Origin of the sequence: Brevundimonas sp. EYE_349 (assembly GCF_023147505.1) — a bacterium.
In the GTDB taxonomy this organism is placed as follows: Bacteria; Pseudomonadota; Alphaproteobacteria; order Caulobacterales; family Caulobacteraceae; genus Brevundimonas.
In genome coordinates this window covers 173046-197692 of record NZ_JAHXPB010000005.1, presented here as the reverse complement: position 1 = coordinate 197692, position 24647 = coordinate 173046, and the positions used below count along the sequence as shown (strand labels likewise).

At 67.9% G+C, this 24647-nt stretch carries 29 protein-coding genes; 10 read left to right on the top strand and 19 right to left on the bottom strand.

Annotated features, from left to right (window positions below; all coding sequences use genetic code 11):
• Positions 1-3: 3 nt before the first annotated feature.
• From lnt to KZX42_RS11085, 11 genes are read right to left on the bottom strand one after another with little or no spacing between them, the layout of a single operon-like run.
• Positions 4-1653 carry an apolipoprotein N-acyltransferase gene (lnt, locus tag KZX42_RS11135; protein WP_248119410.1) on the bottom strand — a complete coding sequence of 550 codons (1650 nt, stop codon included), beginning with the start codon at positions 1651-1653 and terminating at the stop codon, positions 4-6.
• A gap of 3 nt (positions 1654-1656) precedes the next feature.
• Entirely contained in the window at positions 1657-2118 is a 462-nt protein-coding gene (gene ybeY / locus KZX42_RS11130; protein WP_248119409.1) for an rRNA maturation RNase YbeY, read from the bottom strand.
• Positions 2115-3101, bottom strand: a complete 987-nt coding sequence (locus KZX42_RS11125) for a PhoH family protein (RefSeq protein ID WP_248119408.1) — start codon at positions 3099-3101, stop codon at positions 2115-2117. The genes ybeY and KZX42_RS11125 overlap by 4 nt, the downstream gene beginning before the upstream one ends.
• Positions 3101-4537 carry a tRNA (N6-isopentenyl adenosine(37)-C2)-methylthiotransferase MiaB gene (gene miaB / locus KZX42_RS11120; protein WP_248119407.1) on the bottom strand — a complete coding sequence of 479 codons (1437 nt, stop codon included), beginning with the start codon at positions 4535-4537 and terminating at the stop codon, positions 3101-3103. The genes KZX42_RS11125 and miaB overlap by 1 nt, the downstream gene beginning before the upstream one ends.
• A 54-nt stretch (positions 4538-4591) precedes the next feature.
• A complete protein-coding gene (locus KZX42_RS11115) occupies positions 4592-5077 on the bottom strand; it encodes a Fur family transcriptional regulator (RefSeq protein WP_248119406.1) in 486 nt (161 codons plus the stop codon).
• 27 nt (positions 5078-5104) lie between these two features.
• Complete coding sequence (rimI, locus tag KZX42_RS11110; RefSeq protein ID WP_248119405.1) at positions 5105-5548, bottom strand: ribosomal protein S18-alanine N-acetyltransferase; 444 nt, start codon at positions 5546-5548, stop codon at positions 5105-5107.
• Complete coding sequence (tsaB, locus tag KZX42_RS11105; protein WP_248119404.1) at positions 5545-6225, bottom strand: tRNA (adenosine(37)-N6)-threonylcarbamoyltransferase complex dimerization subunit type 1 TsaB; 681 nt, start codon at positions 6223-6225, stop codon at positions 5545-5547. Before tsaB ends, rimI begins: the two co-directional genes overlap by 4 nt.
• Positions 6226-6234: 9 nt before the next feature.
• On the bottom strand, positions 6235-6636 hold the full coding sequence (locus KZX42_RS11100) for a helix-turn-helix transcriptional regulator (protein WP_248119403.1): 402 nt from the start codon (positions 6634-6636) through the stop codon (positions 6235-6237).
• A gap of 45 nt (positions 6637-6681) precedes the next feature.
• Positions 6682-7281: a helix-turn-helix transcriptional regulator gene (locus tag KZX42_RS11095; RefSeq protein WP_248119402.1), complete on the bottom strand. Its 600-nt coding sequence runs from the start codon at positions 7279-7281 to the stop codon at positions 6682-6684.
• 56 nt (positions 7282-7337) lie between these two features.
• Entirely contained in the window at positions 7338-7898 is a 561-nt protein-coding gene (locus tag KZX42_RS11090) for a NifU family protein (protein WP_248119401.1), read from the bottom strand.
• Between the two features lie 50 nt (positions 7899-7948).
• A complete protein-coding gene (locus KZX42_RS11085; RefSeq protein WP_248119400.1) occupies positions 7949-9511 on the bottom strand; it encodes a helicase HerA-like domain-containing protein in 1563 nt (520 codons plus the stop codon).
• A 98-nt stretch (positions 9512-9609) separates the two neighbouring features.
• Between KZX42_RS11085 and KZX42_RS11080 the strand changes: the two genes are divergently transcribed.
• On the top strand, positions 9610-10743 hold the full coding sequence (locus tag KZX42_RS11080; RefSeq protein WP_248119399.1) for an AI-2E family transporter: 1134 nt from the start codon (positions 9610-9612) through the stop codon (positions 10741-10743).
• Here KZX42_RS11080 and obgE read toward each other — a convergent pair whose 3' ends face one another.
• The 7 genes from obgE to KZX42_RS11045 all read right to left on the bottom strand — a co-directional run bounded on the left by obgE (position 10744) and on the right by KZX42_RS11045 (position 16557).
• Positions 10744-11790 carry a GTPase ObgE gene (obgE, locus tag KZX42_RS11075; protein ID WP_248119398.1) on the bottom strand — a complete coding sequence of 349 codons (1047 nt, stop codon included), beginning with the start codon at positions 11788-11790 and terminating at the stop codon, positions 10744-10746. It lies immediately after the preceding gene.
• Positions 11791-11841: 51 nt separating this feature from the next.
• Positions 11842-12150, bottom strand: a complete 309-nt coding sequence (locus KZX42_RS11070) for a TonB family protein (RefSeq protein ID WP_248119397.1) — start codon at positions 12148-12150, stop codon at positions 11842-11844.
• Positions 12151-12205: 55 nt separating this feature from the next.
• Positions 12206-13666 carry an NAD-dependent succinate-semialdehyde dehydrogenase gene (locus KZX42_RS11065; RefSeq protein WP_248119396.1) on the bottom strand — a complete coding sequence of 487 codons (1461 nt, stop codon included), beginning with the start codon at positions 13664-13666 and terminating at the stop codon, positions 12206-12208.
• A 91-nt stretch (positions 13667-13757) separates the two neighbouring features.
• Entirely contained in the window at positions 13758-13895 is a 138-nt protein-coding gene (locus KZX42_RS11060; protein ID WP_248119395.1) for an entericidin A/B family lipoprotein, read from the bottom strand.
• Positions 13896-13942: 47 nt separating this feature from the next.
• Positions 13943-15646 (bottom strand): sensor histidine kinase, encoded by a 1704-nt coding sequence (locus KZX42_RS11055; RefSeq protein ID WP_248119394.1) that lies wholly within the window; start codon positions 15644-15646, stop codon positions 13943-13945.
• Positions 15647-15745: 99 nt separating this feature from the next.
• On the bottom strand, positions 15746-16357 hold the full coding sequence (locus KZX42_RS11050; protein ID WP_248119393.1) for a sigma-70 family RNA polymerase sigma factor: 612 nt from the start codon (positions 16355-16357) through the stop codon (positions 15746-15748).
• Entirely contained in the window at positions 16354-16557 is a 204-nt protein-coding gene (locus KZX42_RS11045) for a NepR family anti-sigma factor (RefSeq protein ID WP_248119495.1), read from the bottom strand. Before KZX42_RS11045 ends, KZX42_RS11050 begins: the two co-directional genes overlap by 4 nt.
• A 199-nt stretch (positions 16558-16756) precedes the next feature.
• On the opposite strand from KZX42_RS11045, the gene KZX42_RS11040 reads away from it, so the two are divergent.
• The 3 genes from KZX42_RS11040 to KZX42_RS11030 all read left to right on the top strand — a co-directional run bounded on the left by KZX42_RS11040 (position 16757) and on the right by KZX42_RS11030 (position 19336).
• Positions 16757-17548, top strand: a complete 792-nt coding sequence (locus KZX42_RS11040; protein WP_248119392.1) for a response regulator — start codon at positions 16757-16759, stop codon at positions 17546-17548.
• A 326-nt stretch (positions 17549-17874) separates the two neighbouring features.
• On the top strand, positions 17875-18906 hold the full coding sequence (locus tag KZX42_RS11035) for an NADP-dependent oxidoreductase (RefSeq protein ID WP_248119391.1): 1032 nt from the start codon (positions 17875-17877) through the stop codon (positions 18904-18906).
• 22 nt (positions 18907-18928) lie between these two features.
• Positions 18929-19336, top strand: coding sequence for an acyl dehydratase (locus KZX42_RS11030; RefSeq protein ID WP_248119390.1), 408 nt, complete (start codon positions 18929-18931; stop codon positions 19334-19336).
• A gap of 61 nt (positions 19337-19397) precedes the next feature.
• Here KZX42_RS11030 and KZX42_RS11025 read toward each other — a convergent pair whose 3' ends face one another.
• Entirely contained in the window at positions 19398-20177 is a 780-nt protein-coding gene (locus KZX42_RS11025; protein WP_248119389.1) for a SapC family protein, read from the bottom strand.
• 120 nt (positions 20178-20297) lie between these two features.
• On the opposite strand from KZX42_RS11025, the gene KZX42_RS11020 reads away from it, so the two are divergent.
• From KZX42_RS11020 to KZX42_RS10995, 6 genes are all read left to right on the top strand, one after another.
• Positions 20298-20789 carry a Fur family transcriptional regulator gene (locus KZX42_RS11020; RefSeq protein WP_248119388.1) on the top strand — a complete coding sequence of 164 codons (492 nt, stop codon included), beginning with the start codon at positions 20298-20300 and terminating at the stop codon, positions 20787-20789.
• 2 nt (positions 20790-20791) lie between these two features.
• On the top strand, positions 20792-21688 hold the full coding sequence (locus tag KZX42_RS11015; RefSeq protein WP_248119387.1) for an alpha/beta hydrolase: 897 nt from the start codon (positions 20792-20794) through the stop codon (positions 21686-21688).
• A 76-nt stretch (positions 21689-21764) separates the two neighbouring features.
• On the top strand, positions 21765-22466 hold the full coding sequence (locus KZX42_RS11010) for a nicotinate-nucleotide adenylyltransferase (protein WP_248119386.1): 702 nt from the start codon (positions 21765-21767) through the stop codon (positions 22464-22466).
• A 133-nt stretch (positions 22467-22599) separates the two neighbouring features.
• Entirely contained in the window at positions 22600-23025 is a 426-nt protein-coding gene (gene rsfS / locus KZX42_RS11005; RefSeq protein ID WP_248119385.1) for a ribosome silencing factor, read from the top strand.
• Positions 23026-23029: 4 nt separating this feature from the next.
• The gene (gene rlmH / locus KZX42_RS11000; RefSeq protein ID WP_248119384.1) at positions 23030-23494 is read left to right on the top strand and encodes a 23S rRNA (pseudouridine(1915)-N(3))-methyltransferase RlmH; all 465 of its coding nucleotides are present in this window, start codon (positions 23030-23032) and stop codon (positions 23492-23494) included.
• Between the two features lies 1 nt (position 23495).
• Positions 23496-24575: a peptidoglycan DD-metalloendopeptidase family protein gene (locus KZX42_RS10995; RefSeq protein ID WP_248119383.1), complete on the top strand. Its 1080-nt coding sequence runs from the start codon at positions 23496-23498 to the stop codon at positions 24573-24575.
• Positions 24576-24647: the final 72 nt, after the last annotated feature.

Here is a 24647-nt window from a genome sequence, read left to right as displayed (position 1 = left end):
GCTTCAGATCGCCGATAGCCCCGTTCTCACCTTAGATCGCAGGATCAGCGGCCACAAGGATAGAGCGAGCATAGCCATTAGGGCCAGCGCCAGCGGCCAGTCGCCAAACCGGCCGTAGAAGGTGACGTTGGTCGGGCGTGGCAGGGGCGCGTCGATCACGCCCATCACGCCCGGCTCCAGCTTCTGGCCGTCCACGATCCGGCCCCAGGGGTCGATCATCGCCGAAATGCCGGTCGGCGTGGCGCGTGCGATGGGCAGGCCCGTCTCGATGGCGCGATAGCTGGCCAGATTCAGATGCTGTCGCGGGCCGGATGTGGCGCCGAACCAGGCGTCGTTGGACGCATTGACGATCCAGTCGGGACGGCCCGCCGCGCCGGGCGTGAAACCGGGATAGAGGCTTTCGTAGCAGATCAGAATCTGGGCGCGCGGGGCGCCGGGGATCGAGATCGGCTCCGGCTTCGGTCCCGCCGAGAAATCACTGGGCATATGGACCAGGCTGCGCAGGCCGATGGAGGTCATCACCGACCCCAGCGGCAGGTATTCGCCGAACGGCACCAGACGGTGCTTGTCATAGACGGCGGCGACCCGCAGACCCGCCTGACCTTCGCCGGACAGGGCGAACAGGCTGTTGTAATAACGCGCGCCGTCGGGCGCTGTCAGATCGCCCTGTCCGCGCGCCAGACCGACCAGCAGGGTCTGGCCCGGCCGCACGGCGGCGGCGATGGCGCGGGCGTCTTCCGATGCAAAGACGTCATTGGCCGAAGCGGGCAGCGACCCTTCGGGCCAGACGATGACATTGGGCGCGCGACCATCCGGGTTGGCGGTCGGCTGGGCCGTCAGCCGCACATAGCGGTCGACGATAGAGCGATAGGTCTCGGGCGACCATTTCGTCTCCTGTTTCACATCGGCCTGAACCAGACGCACCACCGTGTCGGTGAACTGCACGTCCGACTGGGCCAGACGCACCGCGCCGAAGACGCCGACCGAAATCAGCGCGAGGGCGCCGAGGCATGCCGAGATCAGGCGGCTGCGTTTCAGACCCGGCCCGATCAGGGGCGCAAAGGCCGATGTGGCGGCGACGGTGATCAGGCTCAGGCCATAGACGCCGACGACCGAGGCGAACTGGGACATGCCGCCGCCCGCCTTCCAGGTCGCGCCCGCCGGGTTCCAGGGAAACCCGGTCAGCACATGGCCGCGCAGCCATTCGGCGGCGCAGAACAGGGCGGCGAACAACAGGACCCGCACCGACCCGATGGGCGCGAACCGCCGATAGAGGGCCGTCGCCGCGCCCCAGAACAGACCCAGGCCCGCAGGCAGCAGACTGGCCGCAAAGGGCGCCATCCACGCCTGTTCGGGATTGACGAAAAAGGCCTCGGCCACCCACCAGCAGCCGACGAAGAAATAGGCGAACCCGCCCAGCCATCCCATCCAGAAGGCGCCGGGCACCGTGTCGGACCGCTCCGACAGGATCATCAGCAGGGGATAGCCCAACAGACCGATCAACACCCCGAACGGCGGATGGGCGAAGGCCGTCCCCGCCCCCGCCAGCAGGGCCAGGACGATGCGGATCAGACGCCAGGTCAGGGCGCGTTTCCTGTCGGGCAAGGCCCTGATCGGGGCGGCGAGACGGTCCAGCAGGGCGTCGGCAAACATCGGTTAGTCCTGCTCGGCGGCATAGGGATCGGCGACACCGATCCCGGCCAGGATTTCGCGCTCCTCGGCCTCCATCTCCTCGGCCTCGGCCTCGTCCTCGTGGTCGCGGCCCAGCAGATGCAGCACGCCGTGGACCACCAGATGGCTGAGATGATCGGGCAGGGTCTTCTTCTGCGCCACAGCCTCGTCGGCGCAAACGCCGTAGGCCAGGACGATATCGCCCAGATGCGGCGCGGCGCCGAGAAGCTCGGGAAGTTCGGGCGCCGGGAAGGACAGGACATTGGTCGGCTTGTCCTTGTCACGGAACCGGGCGTTCAGGTCCCGCACCGTCTCGTTGTCGGTCAGCAGGACGACGACATCGCCCTGAACCGTTCCAAGAGCCGCCGTCGCCGCACGCTCGACCACGGCCTCGACCTCAGGCAGGGCGGCGGACCAGTCGTCCGCCTCGACTTCGATCTCGATCATGCCAGGTCTTCACGGTCCGAGGCAGGGCGTCCCCTTGCAGCATCGGCGTCATAGGCGCGCACGATCCGCTCGACCATGGCGTGGCGCACCACGTCCGAGGCGTCGAACTTCAGCACCCCCACCCCCTCGACCCCGTCCAGAATCCGCAGGGCGTGGGCAAGGCCGGAATCGCGCGGGTTCAACAGGTCGATCTGCGACGGATCGCCCGTCACGACCATCCGCGCCCCTTCGCCCAGACGGGTCAGCACCATCTTCATCTGCAGACGGCTCGTGTTCTGGGCTTCATCGACGATGACGAAGGCGTGGCTGAGGGTGCGGCCGCGCATGAAGGCGATGGGGGCGGCTTCGATCTCGCCCTTGTCGCGGCGGCGCTGCACGTCTTCGGCGCCCAGGATGTCGTTCAGCGCCTCCCAGATCGGGGCCAGATACGGGTCGACCTTCTCGTTCAAATCGCCGGGCAGAAAGCCCAGCTTCTCGCCTGCCTCGACCGCCGGGCGGGTGATGACCAGCCGGTCCACCTGTCCGCGCCGCAGCAGGGACGCGCCATAGGCCGCCGCCAGAAATGTCTTGCCGGTGCCCGCAGGTCCGACGCCGAAGGTCAGTTCGCACCGGCCCAGCATGTCCAGATAGGCGGCCTGGGCCTTGGTCTTGGGCACGATGGCGCCGCGCTTGCCGCCCGGCAGGGATACCCCGGCCGCCGCCATGCCCGGCGTGCCTTTTCCGCCGCGCGCCTGGCCCAGGGCGGCGCGCACATCGGCCTCGGTGACCTCGGCGCCCAGGGCCGCGCGCTTGGCCAGATCCTCGATCACCCGGCGGGCGTCGGATCGATCGCGCGTGCCGCCGTTGACCGAGACCCCGCCGCCCGGCGCCTCGACCAATACCTTGAAGGCGTCCTCGATCAGGGCGACGTGGCGGCTGTTCGGCCCGATGACCGCGCGCAGTTCAGCGTCATTCAGCGGTACGAACTCGGACTCTCTCGCCATCAAGCGGCCTTTTCTGATTGGGTCGGCGCAGCGTTCGGCTGCTGGGGCCCGTGGGGTGTGACAAGTCGGCCGTGCAGACTGTTCTGCTGACCCACAATGATCTCGACCGGAACGATCTGGCCGATCAGATGATCCGCATCATCGACATGGACCGACTGCAGATAGGGGGATCGGCCGATCGCCTGGCGACGGTGGGCGTGGCGGCCCTTGCGGTCGAACAGCACGTTCAGAACCTTGCCCGCCTGAGATTCATTGAAGGCGGTCTGCTGTTCGGTCAGCAGGGCGATCAGACGGTGCAGCCGCTCCCTGGCCACTTCCGGCTCGACCTGTTTGCCCATGCCTGCGGCCGGCGTGCCGGGGCGGGGCGAATACATGAAGGCGAAGGCCCCCGCGTAGTTCACCCGCCGCACCAGATCCAGCGTGTCCTCGAACTCCCTGTCGGTCTCGCCGGGGAAGCCGACGATGAAGTCCCCCGCCAGCGCCATGTCGGGCCGCGCCTGACGGATGCGGTCGATCAGGTCGAAATATTTCTGGCGCCCGTGCTTGCGGTTCATCAGCCGCAGGATGCGGTCCGACCCCGCCTGAACCGGCAGGTGCAGATAGGGCATCAGGGCGTCCAGATCGGCATGGGCGGCGATCAGGTCGTCGCTCATGTCGTTGGGGTGGCTGGTCGTATAGCGGATGCGGTCCAGGCCGGGGATTTCGGCCAGGGCGTAGGCCAGCTCGGCCAGGGTCGCCTTCTTGCCGTCGGGCCGCTCGCCGTCATAGGCGTTGACGTTCTGGCCCAGCAGCGTGACCTCGCGCACGCCCCGATCCGCCAATTGACGCGCTTCCTCCAGCACCGAGGCCAGGGGCCGCGACCATTCCGCGCCCCGCGTATAGGGCACGACGCAGAAGGTGCAGAACTTGTCGCACCCCTCCTGCACGGTCAGGAAGGCGGTCGGCCCCTTGGTTCCGCGCGCAGCGGGCAGGGCGTCGAACTTGTCGTCGGGGGCGAAGTCGGCGCCGATCCGCTCGCCCCGCGCCCGCGCCGTGCGGGTCAGAAGCTCGGGCAGCTGATGATAGGCCTGCGGGCCGACGACGATGTCGACGGCGGGCTGGCGCTTCATGATCTCCTCGCCCTCGGCCTGGGCGACGCAGCCGGCGACGGCGATGGTCATGTCCCCGCCGGTCTCGCGCTTGATGTCGCGCAGCTCGCGCATCTTGCCCAGCTCGGAATAGACCTTTTCCGCCGCCTTCTCACGGATGTGGCAGGTGTTCAGAATGACGAAGTCGGCCTCGGCCACATCCTCCGTCGTGGCATAGCCCAGCGGGCGCAGGACATCGGCCATGCGCTCGCTGTCATAGACATTCATCTGACAGCCATAGGTCTTGATGAACAGACGCTTGGTCGCATCCGTCGCCTTGGCTGGCTTGGAAACCAGGGTATCGGTCATGGGCGGCTTATGATCGCCCGGACAGGCGACGACAAGACGGGCAAGAAAACAGGCTCAGCCCGCGTCCACATCGGCCGGATCGACCCGCGCGGCGTGACGCTTGAAGATCAGGCCTTCGCGCTGCGACGGTTCGGCGCCCTCGATCGGCACGCCGTAAAGCTCCAGCTTGTGGCCGATCAGCTGGAAGCCCAGACGTTCGGCGATCTCGGTCTTCAGGCGCTCGATCTCGGCGTCGAAGAACTCGATCACCTCCCCCGACTTGGTGTCGATCAGGTGGTCGTGGTGATCGTCGCCCGCCTCTTCATAGCGGCTGCGCCCGTCGCCGAAATCATGCTTCTCGACCACGCCCGCCTCTTCGAACAGGCGCACGGTGCGATAGACGGTGGCGATGGAGATGTGCGGATCAATGGCCGAGGCGCGGCGGTACAGCTCCTCGACATCGGGGTGGTCCTCGGCGTTCGACAGCACGCGGGCGATCACCCGGCGCTGTTCGGTCATACGCATGCCGCGGTCGGCGCAAAGTTTTTCGATCCGGTCCATCCCCCTAGGATAGGGATTCGTCGCGCGTCAGGGAAGCGCCGGCGTGAGGGGATCGACAGACAGATCGCGACGCAGGGCCAGGGCGTCGATCCGGCGCCCGTCCGGGCCGGGGTAATAGGCTTTTCGACGGCCGATCTCGACGAAGCCGGCGCGGGCGTACAGGGCGCGCGCCGCCGCATTGTCCTCGGCCACTTCCAGAAAAAGGGTAGCGGCGCCGGCGGCCTTGGCGGCGACGCAGGCGCGCTCGACCAAACGCCGGCCCAGGCCCTGGCGACGTGCATCGGGTCGCACCGCCAGGGTCAGAATTTCCGCCTCGTCCAGCACCACGCGGATCAGGATGAAGCCGTCGGTATCCAGACCCAGCAGCACGCCCGGCTGGGCCAGAAGGTTGGTGAAGGCCTGGGCGTCCCACGGCGAGGCGAAAGCCTCGGCATGCAGGGCGGCTAGAACGTCCGGGGTCGTCGCGGTCATGCCGCCGGCTGGCGCGGTTGGCCCGGCAGGCGGCTGGGCGGGGTGGCGTCCGGCGCGCGCAGATAAAGCGGACGCGGCGGATGGGTCGCCGGATCGGCGGCGGCCGCCAGGCGTGCCAGGGCCTCGGGCGCCGGGGCGGCTCTCTCGTCGCTCTGCGAAATCTTCAGGTCGGGAAAGGCGGCCGACAAAACCGCCGCGCCGTTTCCGACCAGGGCGACAGCGGGGCCGAGCGAAGCGATCCGTTCAGCCGCCTGTTCCAGCGCCAGGGCCTCGGCGTCGCCCAGCGGTGCGCCATCAGCGAACAATCGGGCATAGACCTGCCCACGCCGCGCATCGATCAGGGCCGCCAGCGGCCTGTCCGGCGACCCCCGCGATGCGGCCAGGGCGTCCAGGGTCGAAATCCCCACGACCGGCCGATCCAGGGCGGCGCCCAATCCTTGGGCGAAGGCCAGGCCGACCCGCAAGCCCGTGAAGGAGCCGGGGCCCACCGTCACGCCGATCCGGTCCAGGCTCTCGAAGCCTCCGCCCGCCTCGGCCATCACGTCGCGCACCAGGCCGCCCAGCCGCTCTTGGTGCCCCTTGATCATCGGTTCGAATTGCACGGCCAGCGGACGGCCGTCCGCGAACACCGCCGCCGTGCAGGCGCCGAGCGCCGTATCGATCACCAGAAGTCTCATGGCGCCCTTTTAGGCGGGCTTGGCCAGAACCTCTACTAGCTGCGTGACGGCCTGCCTCACGGCGCGGCTCTCCATTCGGGCGAAACTGAGGGCGAGAGTGCGGCCTTCGACCGTGGCGCAAACGGCGCGCAGCAGGGCGGCGTCTGGGTCGGGCGACGGCTCGACTCTGTGAGGAAAGAAGGCCTGGATGGGCGCGCCCAGCGCCACGGCCAGTCCATGCAGGCGCGACGCCGATATGCGGTTACGCCCGCTTTCGTATTTCTGCACCTGCTGAAAGCTGACGCCCACCTGGTCCGCCAGCGCCGACTGCGACAGGCCCAACGCCATGCGTCGCGCGGCGATCTGTGCCCCGACGAAGACGTCGACCGGCTCAGCGGCCCTTGGAGAGAGGTTGTGGCGAGGATTGACCATAACGAGTGTGTTTCACGCCTGAGCGATGAAATCAACGATTTTGTTTCATTCCCGCTCTAGCCTTGCGGTTACGGCCGACAGGCGGTCGATGGCTCCGCGAGCCAGAACCTCCATCTTGTCCGAGTGGGCCGCGCCGCGAACGGTGACGGTTTCCGCGTCGCCGGTCTCATAGATGCGGACGCGGGTTTCGCCGCCGAGCTCGATCACGCAGCCTTGGCCACGCCGTGGCCAGACCCCGAGCGCATATTCCAGCACCACCCCCGAATCCGCCCAGGGCGACAAGTCGTCGTTCAGGACTTGAAGGCGGCGAATCTGGCTGGGAGCGCCGGCGAATGCGCGGCCCCGGCTTTCCACAGCCTGCGCGGACGACGCGACGGTCGGCGTCCTGCCGGTCGAAGGCGCGGTCTCTGGCCCTAGCGCTAAGGCCAACGCCTCGGGCGTGGAATCCAGCGCGCCGGTCAGGCGGCGTTGCACATCGGGACGAAACAGGCCGGAGCGTCGGCCGGCCTCATACAGGCCCCACCCTTGGCTGGTCATATCCAGCCGCGCGCCAGCCTCGGCCTGCGACAGGCCTCGCTCGCGTCGTAGGGCGGCCAGCGCCTCGCCCAGGCGCAGGGCTTCGGGATCGGGAATGAAACGCGACATAGCCCGCAGGATGGCGCACCGGCGTGTCCAAGGCGAGGACGAAAAGGTTTCAGACGTTACAGCGTCTGCTCGACCCGCGTCACTTCCGGCACATAGTGGCGCATCATCTGCTCGACGCCGGCCTTCAAGGTGGCGGACGAGGACGGGCAGCCCGAGCAGGCGCCGCGCATGCGCAGGGCCAGGACCCCGGTCGCCTCGTCGAAGGAATCGAACAGGATGTCGCCGCCGTCCTGGGCCACGGCCGGGCGGATGCGGCTGTCCAGCAGGGCCTTGATCTCGGCGACGATCTCGCTGTCGTCCTCGGCATGGCCGTCGACTTCCGCGTCCGCACCGCGCGTCAGCGGCTGGCCCGAGACGAAATGATCCATGACGACGCCCAGAATCGGCGCCTTCATTTCCGACCATTCCGGCCCCTGGGGCTGGCGGGTCACCGACACATAGTCCGCGCCGAAGAAGACGCCGTCGACGCCTTCCAGCTCGAACAGGGCCTCGGCGAGGGGCGAGGCCGTCGCCTCGTCGATGGTGCGATAGTCCAGGGCGGCGGCCGGCGACACGTCGCGGCCGGGCAGGAACTTCAGCACGTTGGGATTGGGCGTGGGTTCGGTCTGGATGAACATGGGCGGGAGATGCGCTCGCCCCCGCCCCGTTGCAAGACCTCAGGCCCGATCTAGCGTTTCTTGAGGCCGCCCAAGATGCCGCGCATCAGTTCGCGCGTCAGGGTCGACCCGGCGGTGCGAAGGACCGACTTGGTCAGGGCCTCAATCGGCGTTTCGCGCGTGGAGCGGCGAGGCGGGGCCGCCGTCGTCCGCGCCGCCCGCGCCTCGGCCTGGGCCTGCGCTTTTGCTGCAGCCTGCGCCGCTTTCTCGTCGGCCTTGGCCTTGATCTGGGCGGCCTTGTCGGCCTCGGCCTGGGCTTTCGCCTGAACCGCCGCCTGATCGGCCGCACTGTGGCGGTTGGCCAGGATTTCGGCGGCGGATTCGCGGTTCAGGACCTGATCGTACAGGCCGCGAACCGGGCTGGCGGCCATGATCGCCGCGCGCTCGGCGTCGGTCGCGGGCCCCAGGCGCGAGGCCGGGGGGCGAATCTTGGTGCGGGCCACGACGGTCGGCGCGCCCTTCTCGTCCAGCACGGAAACCAGGGCCTCGCCCACGCCCAGCGCCTGGATCGCCTCGGCTGTGTCGAATGCTGGGTTGGTGCGGAAGCTCTCGGCTGCCAAGTTCAAGCCACGCTGCTCGGCTGGCGTATAGGCACGAAGCGCATGCTGAATGCGATTGCCCAATTGGCCTAATACCGTTGGCGGAATGTCTGCTGGATTCTGTGTGACGAAATAGATACCGATGCCTTTTGAGCGTATTAGGCGCACCAGTTGTTCGATTTTCTCGAGTAAGGACTTGGGAGAGTCGCGGAAAAGAAGGTGAGCTTCGTCGAAAAAGAAAACCATTCTAGGTTTTTCAGGATCACCAATCTCTGGAAATTGTTCAAAAAGCTCAGAAAGTAACCAAAGCAAGAAGGCCCCGTACAGGCGAGGATTGTTCATTAATCTTGTGGCGTCGAGAACATTTACTTGGCCTCGGCCATCCAAGCTGGTGCGCACCATGTCATCCAGCCTCAGTGCTGGCTCACCTAGGAAACCCGCGCCGCCTTCTCTTTCTAGCTGCAGTAATGCACGCTGAATGGCGGCGATAGAGGCTGGGGCGACGGCGCCTACTTCTCTGCCGATTCTCGATGCGTTTTCGCTGACATATGCCAAGAGACTTCTTAGATCGTCGAAGTCCAGCAGCAGAAGCTTTTCGCTGTCGGCCACATGATATGCAACGGTCAGCACGCCCTCCTGAACCTCGTTCAGATCCAGCATCCGCGCCATCAGCACCGGGCCGATCTCGGAGACTGTGGTGCGGATCGGGTGGCCTTTCTGGCCGTAAAGATCCCAGAACACGACCGGCGCCGCGCGCGGCGTCAGGGTCAGGCCCATTTCGGTCGCGCGCGCGATCAGCTTGTCGCTGGGCGCGCCGACCTGCGAAATGCCCGACAGGTCGCCTTTTACGTCTGCGCAGAAGACCGGCACGCCTGCGTCGGAAAAGCCCTGCGCCATGATCTGCAACGTCACCGTCTTGCCCGTGCCGGTGGCCCCGGCGACCACGCCGTGGCGGTTGGCGCGGTTGAACAGCAGGTTTTCCGGCTGAGCTGTGTCGGACTGGCCGAGGAACAGGCCGGGCAGGGCGTCGGGCATTGGGGTCTCCGATGGCGTCTCGACGAAAGGTCTAGCGCGTTCCAAACGCCGCCGGAACAGCGATTGACGCCGCCGTCGCACGGTTCGACAAGACCAGGATGAAAAGCCCCGTCGCTGTTCCGTCCTCGACCGTGTCCCGAAACGCCGTCGCCCTGATCGCCACCGTGGCGGCGGGGGCGGCGCTGTACTGGCTGCGGGACATATTGACCCCGCTGGCCATGGCCATCTTCCTTTTGATCATGATCGACGGGGTGAAGCGGTCGGTCGAGGCGCGCACGCCGCTGAGCCATCGGTGGGCGGGGATCGCGGCTCTGACGCTGGTGGTGCTGGCCTTCTTCGCCTCCATCGCCATCATCGTGAACGGGGCGGCCGGCTTCTTCGGCGAGGCGTCGGGCGTCTCGGCCAACATCGGCCCGCGCATCGATCAGATCATTCGCGACGTCTATGGGCTGGTGCGGCTGAACAATCCGCCCACGGCCCAGGACCTGATCAACGGCGTGGATGTGCGCGGGTGGCTGACCTCCATGGCCTTCCAGGTCCAGGGGATCGTGTCCGGCGCCTTCTTCGTGATGGTCTATCTGGGCTTTCTGCTGGCCTCCCAGGCGGGGTTCCGAAAGAAGATCGTCGCCATGTTCCCGCAGAAGGCCCAGCGGGACGAGGCCGTGGCGGTGTTCCAGCGCGTGCGCGGCGGTGTCGAGGGCTATATCTGGGTCCAGTCGGTGACCGGGGTGATGATCTGCGTCGTCGCCTGGATTCTGATGCGGGCCGTGGGGCTTCAGAACCCGGAGTTCTGGACCTTCGTCATCTTCATCGTCGGCTTCATTCCCGTTCTGGGCGGGGCGATCGCGGGCTTGGCGCCGCCGATCTTCGCCCTGGCGCAGTTCGAAAGCTATTGGCCCGCCGCCATCCTTCTGGTCGGGCTGCAGGTCATACTGTTCGTGGTCGGCAACTTCATCCAGCCCCGGATGCAGGGCGACAATCAGAACATCGACCCGGTGGTGGTGCTGCTGGCCCTGGCCTTCTGCGGCAAGATGTGGGGCGTAGTCGGCATGTTCCTGTCCACGCCGCTGGCGGTGATGGCGATGGCCATCCTGGCCGAGTTCAGGGGATCGCGCTGGATGGCGGTCCTGCTGTCCGGCGACGGCGAACCCTATGCGGACGAGGGCAAGACGACCGACAAGCCCAAGCCGGTTCGCCGCAAGCCCAGACCGGAGCCTGCGGCGGAGGGCTGATCAGGGCTGCCAGCCGCTGATCTGGTCCGCCTCGCTCTCGCCGGCCAGGGCGCCGCGGGTCTTTTTCACCTCGGCCCAGGCGGCGCGCAGCAGGGCGGGCACGCCCTCGCCCGACACGCCCGACACCAGCATGGGGCGACGACCGGCGACGGCCTCCAGTTCGGCGGCCTTCTCCTCGCGCGCCTCGGGCGTCAGGGCGTCGATCTTATTCAGCGCCAGGATCTCGGCCTTGTCCGCCAGGCCCTCGCCATAGGCCTCCAGTTCGCCGCGAATGATCCGGTAGGCCTCGACCACGTCGTCCTGCGTGCCGTCGATCAGGTGGATCAGGCTGGCCGAGCGTTCGACGTGACCCAGAAAGCGGGTGCCGAGGCCCGCGCCCTCGCTGGCGCCCTCGATCAGGCCGGGGATGTCGGCGATGACGAACCGCTCGGACGGCGACAGGTCCACCATCCCCAGGTTCGGCGCCAGGGTGGTGAAGGGATAGTCCGCGATCTTGGGCTTGGCGGCGCTGGCGGCCGACAGGAAGGTCGACTTGCCCGCATTGGGCAGGCCCGCCAGACCGATGTCGGCGATCAGCTTCAGCCGCAGCCATATCCAGCGTTCCTGCCCCTCCTGGCCCGGATTGGCGTAGGTCGGCGCCTGATTGGTCGGCCCCTTGAAGCGCACATTGCCCCAGCCGCCGTTGCCGCCCTTCAGCAGCAGTTCGACCTTGCCGGCCACATCCATGTCCAAGAGGACCGTTTCCTTGTCCTCGTCCAGAACCTGCGTTCCGACGGGCACCTTCAGATGCACGTCCTCGCCCTTGCCGCCATGCATCTGGCGGCCCTGGCCGTGGTGGCCGGTCTGGGCCTTGAAATGCTGCTGATAGCGATAGTCGATCAGGGTGTTCAGCCCCTCGACCGCCTCGATCCAGACGTCGCCGCCCTTGCCGCCGTCGCCGCCGTCGGGACCGCCGTTGGGAATGAACTTCTCGCGTCGGAACGACACGGAGCCCGCGCCGCCGTTGCCGGAGCGGATATAGATCTTGGCCTGGTCGAGGAACTTCATCGCGGGCTTATGCCGCAGAAGCGCGACGAATTACAGGCGTGACCGCAAGGATCATCGTGTCGAGAAGTTCAGTCTGACTTCGCGCGGTCCGGTCTGGCCGGGCTGAGCGCGCGCCGTTCTGACGCCGCGGATGGCCTCGCGACCAAAGCCCATGCCCGCAGGCGTCTCGGAAACGACGACGCAGTTCGTGGCGGCGCCGTTCTCCATGAAGACGCATCGCAGCACGACCGATCCCGAAGCGCCGGCTTCCAGCGCCTTGGGCGGCGTTTCAACCCTCGGCGGCTCGGCCCAGACGACGGGAGGCGGCGATGGCGCCGGAGCTGTCTGGATTAGGACGGCGGCGAGAAGTGCGGTCAACATGGACGCACCTTAACCCTCGGCGGTTGCAGCGCAAGCCGCCCTTTACCCCTGCCCGTCAGCCGGGCTTCAACGCCAGGGTCACCGTCTTGATGTCTACATACTCGTCGATGCCGTGGATCGAGCCTTCGCGGCCATAGCCGGATTGTTTGACCCCGCCGAACGGGGCGACGGCGGTGGAGATCAGGCCGGTGTTGACCCCGCACATCCCGGCCTCGATCCGGCGCGAGAACCGCATGGCCCGGTCCAGATCGCGGGTGAACAGATAGGAGGCCAGGCCGTAGTCGCTGGCGTTGGCCTTCTCCAGCGCCTCCTCCTCGGTGTCGAAGACGAAGACCGGGATCATCGGGCCGAAGGTCTCTTCCTCGCGGAACAGTTCGTCGTTTCCCCCCAGGGTGACGGTGGGCTGGAAAAAGCGGCCGCCCAGCTCATGGCGCGATCCGCCGGTCAGGACGCGCCCGCCGTCCGCCTTGATCGCCGCGACGTGCTTCTCGACCTTGTCGATAGCCTTGTCCTCGATCAGCGGCCCGACCTTCACGCCGTCTTCGAAGGCGGCGCCGACCTTGATCTTCGACACCTCGGCGGCCAGTTTTTCGGCATAGGTCTCGGCGACCGATCGCTGCACATAAACGCGGTTGGGGCAGACGCAGGTCTGGCCCGAGTTCCTGAACTTGCCCTTGATGGTTTCCGCGACCGCCAGGTCCAGATCGGCGTCGGCGAAGACGATCAGCGGAGCGGCGCCGCCCAGCTCCATCGACACCCGCTTCAGCGTGGGCGCGCACTGCTCGGCCAGCTTGCGCCCCACGCCGGTCGAGCCGGTGAAGCTCAGCTTGCGGATGTCGGAACTGTCGGTCAGCGCCTTGCCGATCGTGGCCGCATCGCCGGTGACGATGGACAAAGCGCCCTTCGGCAGGCCCGCCTGATAGGCCAACTCGGCCAAGGCGATGGCGGTGAACGGCGTCTGGCTGGCCGGCTTGACCACGGCGGTGCAGCCCGCCGCAAAGGCCGGGCCAAGCTTCCTCGTCAGCATGGCGGCGGGGAAGTTCCAGGGCGTGATCAGGGCGCACGGTCCCACGGCTTCGCGATAGGTCAGGATCAGATGGCCCAGCGGGCTGTCCTGGGTCTCGCCGATCAGCCGCTCGGCCTGACCCGCGAACCATTTCAGAAAGCCGTTGGCATACACGACCTCGCCCTTGGCCTCCTCGAACGGCTTGCCGTTCTCCAGCGCCATCAACGCGCCCAGACCCTCGATATTCTCGTCGATCAGCGCGGCCCAGGCTCGCAGAAAGGTCGCGCGCTTGTGCGGATCAGATCGGGACCAGTCGATGAAGCTATCGGTCGCGGCCGCCACGGCGCGCTCGGTCTCGACGGCTCCCAGGTTCGGCACATGGCCGATAACTTCGCCGGTCGCCGGGTCGTCCACGGCGACGCCCGATCCGTTGGCCAGGATGGGCTCGCCTGCGATCAGGGCGTGCTGTTTCAGCAGGGCCAGGCCGGCGTTGCGGGCGGTGTCGTTCACGGCGATCTCCTGAAGGCGGTCCTGAAACCAACAAGGCCCCGACGAAGCGGGGCCTTGCAAGTCGGTCGATGCAGCCGGGGCTGCGTCGAAATCAGTTCTTGGCGTCTTGGGCGGCGCCGGTGACGGCCTGGCCGGCGGCCTGGGTGTCGCGGCCGACGCCTTCGACTGTGTTGCAGGCGGCGGTGGTCAGGGCGGCGGCGGCGGCGACCAGAACGAACATCTTGCGCATGAAGAGACTCCAGGGTTGGCCGAGGCGAACACCCCGGTCTTGCCTGATCAACGCGACCCCCCGGCGGCGGTTCCTTTGCCGTCCGCAGACTTGTCGAGCGGATCGACCGGCATCAGCGCCTCGGGCGTGGCGAAGGTCATGCGGGCGATGGTTCCGCCGCCCGGCGCCGCTACGAATTCGGTTTCGCCACGCAGCTGTTTGGCGAAGGCGCTCATCAGGGTGCGTCCCACCCCGACCTCCGCGCCGGCGGGCGCGTCGGGACCGTTGTCCTCGACTTCCAGAACCGAGGTGTCGCCCTGGACGCGGAACCGCACCTTCAGCTCGCCGCCGTTCAGCGCGAAGGCGTGCTTCTGGGCGTTGGTGACCGCCTCGACCAGCCACAGCGCCAGCGGCGCCAGCTTGTCCGGATCGACGTGCAGGGAATCGGCGTCCACCGAACTGATGACCACCGGGCCGCGCCCGACCTCGCTGGCGATCAGCTGGCCGACCAATTCATTCAGGAATTCGCGCGCATCCGCGTGGCGGATGTCGGCGCTTTGATAAAGGGTGCGATAGATCAGGGCGAGCGCCGAAATCCGCTGGCGCGTGTCGCCCAACGCGGCCTTGGCCGGGGCGTCGGTCAGGGCCCGCTGCTGCATCGACAGCAGGGACGAGATGATCTGCAGATTGTTCTTCACCCGGTGATGGATTTCGCGCATCAGCGCGTCCTTCTCGGCCAGGGCGTCGGTCAGTTCACGGTCGCGTGCAGTGATGGCCTCGGCCATCTCGTCCAGCGTCTTGGCCATGGTGCGGATTTCGGCGGGCGCGTTCATGGCCTGAAGCGGCCGCACGGAAAACCGCCCCCGCGCATAGATGGCCGCCACCCGCTCCAGATAGTCCAGCCAGCGAATGAAGATGCGTTCGGACAACAGCATCACCGCCGCGAACGCCGTCAGCCAGGCGCCCAGCGGCAGCAGAAGCGTGCCGATCGGATTCAGCCGCGCCCAGGACAGCAGCCCCTGAGACGGGGCGGACAGCAGGGCGTAGAGATCGCCGCCGGCCAGGGCCGCCCCGGCGTAGTCGCGCCGCTCGCCGCTAGCGTCGCGCGCCTCGAACACGGCTGACCCCTGCGCCCGCGCCCGCGAAACCCAGCCCGCCAGATCGTCGCCTCCAGACAGGCGGAAGACGCCGGCCTCGCTGGCGGTCAGTATGCGCCCGCCGCCGTCGGTCAGGGCCGCTTGAGAGCCTGAGGGCAGGGCGGGGTCGTTCAGGTCGGGTTGCAGCGCCGACAGCGGGATCACCGCCACCATGGCGCCGTCGAATCGGCCCATCGGCCGTTCGGCCCGCGTCGCCACGATCAGGGCGGCGTGATAGCCGGCGTCCTCGGGCGCGCGCATGACCACCAGGTCCTCGCCGTTGCGCAGACGTTGAAACCACGGGGCGTTCGTCGCGGGCGCCACGCCGGACCGCAGGCCGCCCTGTCGATCGGAGGCGCAGGTCGCCTCGCCGGTCGGGCTGATGCGATAAAGCCCCTCATAGCCGTCCAGCCGACCGACCAGGGCCGTGAGCCGCGCCGCGCAATAGGGCCCAGCCGCGTCGGGGCTGAGCGCGCGCAGAAGAACCTGGGCGCTGTCCAACTGCGCCTTGGCGTCCGACGCGCTGCGTTCGGCCGCCAGCTGCAGATCGACCTGACGGTCCTCGGCCTGACGTCGGAAATCGGCCTGGGTCTGGATCAGGCTGAGGACGAATATCGGCAGGAGGGCCATGGCCATGGCCATGCCCAGCCGAAAGCGGATGCCCTGGAACCGGTCCTTCGTCCATGTGCGGGCCAGGCGCGGCCGTGGGGCGTCAGACGGCGCATTCACCGCCGATCAGCTCCGTGCGCCGGCCAGCCTGTCGGCCTCGCCCAGAATGGTCCGCATGGCCTCGCCGGCCGCCTGGCCGTCACGGCTGTAACCGCCCTTTTCCAGCGTGGCCAGGAGCGCGCGTCGCGCCCGGCTGACGCGACTCTTGACGGTGCCGACCGCGCAGCCGCAGATTTCGGCCGCCTCTTCGTAGGCGAAGCCGCCGGCGCCGACCAGGATCAGCGCTTCGCGCTGTTCTTCCGGCAGGGTCTTCAGCGCCTGACGCAGTTCGTCCAGGGCGACGGGCGCCTCGGGGTCATCGACGGCGACCAGAGTGCGTTCGGCGGCTTCCTGGTCCAGCTGCGACTGGCGCCACGAGCGGCGCTTCTCCGAATAGAACTGGTTGCGCAGGATCATGAAGGTCCAGGCCTTCATGTTGGTGCCCATCTGATAGCTGGCGCGCGCGTCCCAGGCCTTCATCATGACGTCCTGCGCCAGGTCGTCGGCGGCGGTGGGATCGCCGGTCAGGGTGCGGGCGAAGGCGCGCAGATGCGGGATCAGCAGCACCAGTTCGCGCTTGAAGCCTTCGTCGTCGGCTGACGCCGGCTTCGGGGCGGCTCCCAGGCGTGAGGTGCTCATGCGGGACCGTCCGCCGCCCTGGCGTCAGCGCGTTTCAGGATTTCCAGGAACTCGTCCGGCACCGGCTCGTTGACGACTTCGTCGAACATATGGCGCAGCTTCACGCCGATGGCCTGTTGGCGAAGGCGGGCTTCTTCCAGGTCTGCCTCCCCTGTTTTGTCGGCGCCCCCCAGGCGCGAGGAGTCATTAGAATCAATCATAGACAGAACAAGGCCCACCCAACGGTCGTCGCAGAGATGCCAGCCCTTAACGTCGTCCCGCCGGGCCGGTTCCTCCATGAAACAGATTTTACGCCCAAGCTTGATCGAAACTGGGGAACCGCGACCGATATGATACGTTCAGCATCGCTGTAGCGCTTTCCCTTGCCGGGACGGCGGAGATTTGTCGGGGACTATCTGAATGAGCCTTTTGGCTAGACTCGCGCCGCACCTGCCTTACGTGCGTCGCTACGCCCGCGCCCTGACCGGCGATCAATCCACGGGCGACAACTATGTGCGCGTCGCGTTGGAGGCTTTGGCGGCCGGCGAGCAGCAGCTGTCTTCGGACATGACGCCCCGCGTGGCTCTCTATCACGTGTTTCACGCCATCTGGTCATCGACCGGCGCCCAGCTGGAAACGGGCGAGCTGGAGACCACCGGCGACGCCTCGCAGCGGCTGCTGCGCATCGCGCCGCGTTCGCGCCAGGCCTTCCTTCTGACCGCGCTGGAAGGGTTCACCCCGTCCGAGGCGGCCCAGATCCTGTCGGCGGACCCGCGCGACGTCGAGCGGCTGATCGCCGACGCCCAGGCCGATATCGACGCCGAACTGGCCACCGACGTCCTGGTGATCGAGGACGAGGCCATCATCTCGGCCGACATCCAGAGTTTGGTGCAGGAACTGGGCCACCGCGTCACCGGCACCGCCACCACGCATGACGAGGCCATCGACGCCGTCGCTCGCCACAAGCCGGGCCTGGTTTTGGCCGACATTCAGCTGGCTGACGGGTCATCCGGGATCGACGCGGTGAAGGACATCCTGAAGACGCTGGACGTGCCGGTGATCTTCATCACCGCCTTCCCGGAGCGTCTGCTGACGGGCGAACGGCCCGAGCCGACCTTCCTGATCACCAAGCCGTTCCAGCCGGAAACGGTGAAGGCGGCGATTAGTCAGGCGCTGTTCTTCCACCCCTCCCGCCAGAAACAGGCCGCCTGAGGTCTGAGCCAGGCTGGTGGCTATAAGGCCCCGATCGCCCGTGGCGACGGGGCCTTTTCCGTGGTGCAGACGGGGTTTGGACCGGCTGAAAAGAAAAGCAAGGCCGCCGGGAACCGCCACCACGCGGCGCCGTTATCGGAGTGCGGAGGCGGCGACGCCCCCCGACTTGACTGGCGACAGCCGGTCATGCCGCCTCCGCGCCTCATTCTCGATGATGCCACTTCAAAGCGGTCCGCAAGGGCCGCTTTTTTCTTGCGCCTCGTCTCGACCCGCCGTCCCGTCCGGCTCAAGATGGTGGTCAAAGAAAACCTTCAGGAGAGACGCGGATGGCTTCGAAAGGCGGCAAGACGAATCGACAATGGGTGCTGCGCCAACGGCCCAAGGGGCTGATCCAGCCCGGCGACCTTGAGCTGGTCGAGACGCCCGTCCCCAATCTGGCCGAGAGCGAGGTGCTGGTCCGCACCGTCTATCTGTCGCTGGACCCCACCAACCGCACCTGGATGAACGATACGGAAGGCTATCTGCCGCCGGTGGGAATCGGCGAGGTCATGCGCGGCCTGACCCTGGGCGTGGTCGAGGCCTCACGCTCCAGCCGGTTCAAGGCCGGCGACGTGGTCATGCCGACCTCGGGCGGTTGGGCCGACTACGCCGTCGTGTCGGAGGGCGGCTTGCGTCCGGTCCACCGCGCGCCGGGCCTGCCGCTGACGGCCAATATGTCGGTGCTGGGCATGACGGGCCTGACCGCCTATTTCGGCGTGACCGATGTGCTGAAGGCCAAGACCGGCGAGACGATCGTCATTTCTGCGGCGGCCGGGGCGGTCGGCTCCATCGCCGGCCAGATCGCCAAACAGCGCGGTTGCCGCGTCATCGGCATCGCCGGCGGGCCGCAGAAATGCGCCTGGCTGACCGACGAACTCGGCTTTGACGCGGCCATCGACTACAAGAACGAGGACGTGGGCGAGGCGCTGGACCGGCTGGCCCCGGACGGCATCGATCTGAACTTCGAGAACGTCGGCGGCGACATCATGATTGCGGTGTTCAACCGCCTGAAGGTGCATGGCCGCATGGCGGTGTGCGGCCTGGTCTCGTCCTACAATGCGACCAAGGCGCCGCCGTCGCCGAACTTCGCGCGCATCATCACCCATCGTCTGCATGTCCAGGGTTTCCTGGTCCTGGACTACGCCGCGCGCGCCAAGGAGATGGTCGCCGAGATGGGGCCTTGGCTGGCCGATGGCCGGGTGAAATGGAAGGTGCACGTCGAGGACGGCCTGGAAGGCGCGGTCGATTCGCTGAACCGCTTGTTCACGGGCGATCACGACGGCAAGTTGCTGGTCCGGGTTTCCGAGGAACCCGCCTGATACTGTCACGGAAGGCCCGCGCATGAGCGACCCGCTGCACGTCCATTTTGAAGACCTGGAAGTGGGACAGGTCGTGCCCCTGGGCGCCTGCGCGGTCGATCAGTCGGCGCTGGATGTGTTCGTCGAACGGTTCGCGCCGGGTTGGGACATGGCCTATGGCGCGCCGGACGCCATGGTCTATGTGCTGTGGAGCCGTCTGGCCGCCGACAAGTCTGGCGGTTGGGCCCAGACCAAGGTCCTGGCCGTCGACGGCCTGCGCTATATGCGCAATCCCCCGGCGGGCGAGCTGTTGCGCGGGCGGATGACGGTGATGGGCAAGGATCCGGTCGGCGACGAAAAGGGCATCGTCATCGCCTCGCACGACCTGCTGGACGAGGCGGGGCGGCTGGTCTTCTCGTGTCTGACGCGCGCGGTCTTCTCGCGGCGCTGAAAATGAAGACGCCCCGACGGCGCGAACCGTCGGGGCGTCTTTTTTGGTCTGAACGTCCGTCTTAGTTGACCGTCGTCGGCTGCGCCTGACGCAGGAAGGCCAGGGCGATCAGGCGGTCCCAGCCCAGCAGCGACACCAGGTGGGCGTAGATCTGGCCCAGGGCGCCGTTGTCGCGCAACTCGGCCAGCTTCTCGGCCGGCAGGGCGCGCAGCTTGTCTTCCGACACGGCGTAGTATTCGGCCAGCTTCTGCGGCTCGCCGGGCGTGCCGTCGGGGTTGCGCGGCGTGAACACGGCGTCGCGCGTGTCCAGCAGGTCCAGGTCCTTGATCAGCTGGACGAAGCTTTCCGTGCGTTGGCGTTCCTGTTCGAAGTTGTTGCAGAACTCCATCGCCATGTTCGTGTAGTCGCTGGGCTGGCCCTCGACGAACAGCGGGTTCTCGCCGCCCTCGGCGACGATGGCCGCGCCGCGGTCGATGCACAGGATCAGACGTTGGTTCTGCTTGTCGTCGGCGAAGACGAACGGATAGCGACGGACATAGGCGGGCACATAGGCGTCGGCGCGGAATTCGCCGTCGTCGGCGACGAACAGGTTCTCACCCTGGCGCAGCCCCATGACCACGACCGGCTGGCGGTTATCGCCGGTGAAGATGATCGGATACGACAGGGCGGCGGCGGCGAACTCGGTGACCGTCAGCGGTACGATGTTCGTCTGGGCCACGAAGGCGTAGGGCTTGTCGGTCGGATTGACGCCCAAGGTCCCATGAACGCTCTGATCCAGCGGCTCGGGGTTCACATAGAAGAGGACATTGCCTTCGAGCGGCGAGTTGTTCGTGTCGGTCATGAAGCGAGGACGCTCTGGATAATGAAGTTATGAGGCGCGCCTTCTAACCCAAGCCCGCGTCAGCGGCAAACCCGCGATGCTTCGGTTGCAGCCAGGGGCCTCAGCCATTAGCTGTGGGCCATGGGCAGCGCCTGCGATCACGATCACGACCATTCCGGCCTGAAGGGCGGCGCGCTGGATCGCGCCCTGGCCCAGGCCGAGGCGCGCGCGGTCAAGGACGGCGAGCGGATGACCGCCCAACGCCGCCGCGTGCTGGCCCTGCTGCTGGAGGCCGGAGAGCCGGTCAAGGCCTATGACCTGATCGCCCGCTTCGGCGAGGACGGCCAGGCCGCCAAGCCGCCCACCGTCTATCGCGCGCTGGAGTTTCTGGAGCGGCTGGGCATGGCCCACCGCATCGCCTCCATCAGCGCCTATGTCGCCTGCAGCAGCGAAGAGGGCGACGCCATCCACGCCGCCGCCTTCCTGATCTGCGACTGTTGCGGCGCAACGCGGGAGGTCACAGGCCCGGACCATGGCGCCATGGCCGCCGCCGCCTCGGCCGCCGGCTACGCCATCGTCCGCACCACCATCGAGGCGCACGGCCGCTGCGCCGCCTGTCGCGAGGCGGCCTGATCATGGATGCGGCGCTGATGTCCCCACCGCGCCGCCTGTCCGTGCCCATCGACAATCGCTGGGGCGCCGGCGAGATGGCGGTGCTGGACTTCGGTGATCCGAACCGGCCGGTCGATCTGATCTTCAGCCATGCCAACGGCTTCAACGCCGCCACCTATCGCAGCCTCTTGTCGCCCCTCTCGACGTCGCTGCGCATCTGGGCGCCGGACCTGCGCGGCCACGGCCGCTCGACCCTGCCGACCTTCGCCCGACCCAAGACCAGCTGGCGCGATCACCGCGACGACCTGCTGGCGCTGCTAGAGGCGGTGGACGGGCCGCCGGTGGTGATGGCCGGTCATTCAATGGGCGGGACCGCCTCCTTGCTGGCCGCGGCTGAAAGGCCCGATCGAGTCTCCAGCCTGGTGCTGTTCGATCCGGTAATCTGGAAACGCGCGGCGGTCGCAGCCTTCAACCTGCCCTTCGCCCATCGGTTCGTGGGACGCATCCCGATCGCGGCGGCTGCGCGCCGCCGTCGCAGCCGGTTCGACAGCCGCGAACAGGCCATGGCGGCCTATCGAGGGCGCGGCGCCTTCAAGGGTTGGCCAGACGCGGTTCTGGCCGACTATCTGTCCGAGGGGCTGGTCGAGACGGAAGGCCAGGACGGCTTCGATCTAGCCGCCGCCCCGGCGTGGGAGGCCGCCAACTACGCCGCCCAGGCGCACGATCCCTGGCGCGCGCTGCGCCGCTACGCTGGGCCCGTCCATATCCTGAAGGCCGAACATGGGGCGCTGACCCAACTGCCTGCGGCGCCGCGCGGCCTTCCGAACGTCAAGGTCGACGTGGTGCGGGGCGGGGGGCATCTGTTCCCCATGACCCACGCCGACATCGCGCGCGACGCCCTGTTCGAAGCCGCCGTCTGAAATGATTTCTGTAGGCTGAACAAAGTCCCGCGCTATAAGGGCGCCGCTGAGCATAACTCCCCGCCCGAGACGCCGTTTGTCCTTCTTCCACGCCGGTCCCGCGCCCAAAGGCGCCGGCCCCCGTTCCGGGGCGCTGCGCGACGGCCTGATCCTGGCGCCGGGCATGAAGGTCGGGCTGTTCGGCGGCTCGTTCAATCCGGCGCACGACGGCCACGCCCATGTGGCGGAAACCGCCATGCGCCGTCTGGGCCTGGACCGGGTGGTGTGGCTCGTCTCGCCTCAGAACCCGCTGAAGGACGCCCGCCACAGCGCCCCCCTGGGCGAGCGGATGGCCTCGGCCCGCGCCCACGCCCACGGCCCGTCCATGATCGTCTCGGATTTCGAGAGCCGGGCCGGCACCGCCTGGACGGTCGACACCCTGCGCCTTCTCGTCGCGCGGCATTCCGGCGTGCATTTCGTCTGGCTGATGGGGTCGGACAATCTGGCCAGCTTCCACCGCTGGCGCGGATGGACCGACATCATGCGTCTGATGCCGGTCGCGGTGATCGCCCGGCCGGGCTCTCTGCTGGACAGCCGCACCGCCCCGGCGGCCGCCCGCTTCGCCGGTTTCCGCATTCCCGAGCGCGAGGCGGGCCTGTTGCCGACCCTGGTCGCCCCGGCCTGGACCTATCTTACCGCGCCGCTGAATCCGCTGTCCTCGACGGCCATTCGCAGCGCCGGGGCGCGCCGCGCGGGCGCATCCTCGGGATCGCCCACAGCATCGCCCACGGGGGCGTGATTGCGGCGCCGGTTCACGTTTCGGCCCATCCGTGCTAGAGGGCGTCTTTAGTCAACGCTCCCGGAGCCCTCCGCTGACCCCCTCGCCCGCGTACGATACGCAAGACGCCGCCGTTTCGAACACGGCGCACGAGATGGACCCTATCGAACCTCTCCATTCCGAAGACGGCCCTGAATCCAACCTGGCTTTTGGCGAGTCCGCCCCCCGCCCGGTCGGCTCCACCCCGCTGGAAGAAGCCCTGCTGAGCCGCCTCGACGAAGATAAGGCCCAGGACCTGGTCCTGATCGACCTGAAGGGCAAAAGCGCCATGGCCGACACCATGATCGTGGCGTCCGGCCGATCGCACCGTCACGTCGGCGCCATCGCCGACCACCTGCTGCGCACCCTGAAGGAGCAGGGTCTGGGCAAGGCCAAGGTCGAGGGCCTGCCGCATTGCGACTGGGTGCTGATCGACGCCGGCGACGTGATCGTCCACCTGTTCCGCCCCGAGGTCCGCACCTTCTACAACATCGAGAAGATCTGGGCTGTCGATTCCGCGCACCGCACCGCGCGCGACTGACACCATGAAGCTGGGCATCGTCGCCATCGGCCGGCCGGGCCGGGGGCCTGAGGCGACGCTGGCCGACGACTACGCCCGGCGCGCCACCCTTGCGGGACGCGCGCTGGGCCTGGGGCCCCTGGAACTGATCGATCTGGAACCCCGGAAGCCGGGCAAGGCGCCAGAGGCCGAGTTGATCCTGGCCGCCAGCCAGGGCGCGCACCTGATCGCCTGCGACGAACGCGGCAAGACCTATTCCTCGCGCGCCTTCGCCGACCATATCGCCAGGCTGCGTGATCAGGGCGAACGCCGTCTGGTCTTCGCCATCGGCGGGGCGGACGGGTTGGACGACAGCGTGCGGGCTGCGGCATCCTCGACCCTGGCTTTCGGCCCTCAGACCTGGCCCCACGCCCTGGCCCGCGCCATGCTGGCCGAACAGCTCTATAGGGCCGTGACCATCCTGGCCGGATCGCCGTATCATCGCGACTGAGATGCGTCGCGCTCTGCCCCTTTCCCTCGCCCTGCTGACCGGCTTTGTCTGCGCCGCGCCCGCCGTGGGACGGCAGGCGCCGGAAAGCGAACTGTCGCGCATCCAGGCCGAATATCGCGACGAGGCGGTGCGGGCGCGCCGTCTTCGCGCCGACGCCGACGCCGCCAAGGTCGAACTGGCCCAGCTGGAGCGCCGTCTGGCCACCCTGCGCGCCGACGCCCGCAACGACGACCGCCAGATCGACGATCAGCGCGCGCGTCTTAGGCAACTCAGCGAACGCGAGGCCGAACTGGTCTCCAGCCTGGCGCGTGAGCGGGGCGCCCAGAGCCGCCTGCTCAGCGCGCTGCAGATGATGAGCCGCCGCCCTCCCCCGCCGCTTCTGGTCCCGGCGGACAAGGCCATCGCCACCGTGCGCGCCTCCATCCTGCTCAAGGCCATGACCCCTGACCTGGAGCGCCGCGCCCAGGCCCTTGCGGCGCGTCAGGCCGAGATCATGCGCATCCGGCGCCTGGCCGTCCTGTCGTCCGAACGCCTGCTGACGACCGAGAGCGCCCAGGGGGATCGTCGGGCCGAGATCGAGGGGCTGACATCGCGCAAGACCGCCCTGACCGCCGTGCTGAACGCCGAGGCGCGGGCCGCCGAACGCGCCGCCGACGTTCTGGAGCGCCGCATTCGCGATCTGGGCGGCGCCGTGCCGGAGGCCGAGGCCGTCGAGACGCGCACGGCGCGCCTGCCCGCCAACCGCGCCCGTCTCAGCCCGCCGGTCGGCGGCGCGCCGACCCAGACCTGGGGGCCGGGGACGTCCGGCTGGCGCTGGCGCGCGGACCGGACGACGATCAAGGCGCCCGCCGACGCCAAGGTCGCCTACGCCGGGCCGCTGACCGGCTGGGGGCAGGTGGTGGTGCTGGACCTCGGCCCCGGCTGGCGCGCGGTGATCGCCGGGCTGGAAAGCGTCGACGTCCACGGCGACGCGCGTGTGGCGGACGGCCAGACCCTGGGCCGAAGCGGGCCGGACGGCGATGTCTATTTCGAACTGCGCCGCGACGAACGACCCATCGATCCGGGGCCGTGGTTGCGCTGAACCTGCAATAGTCCTTTGCATTATCCTCCGACGCTGATTTTATCGGCGGGACGCCGCGTCGCCACGATTTGG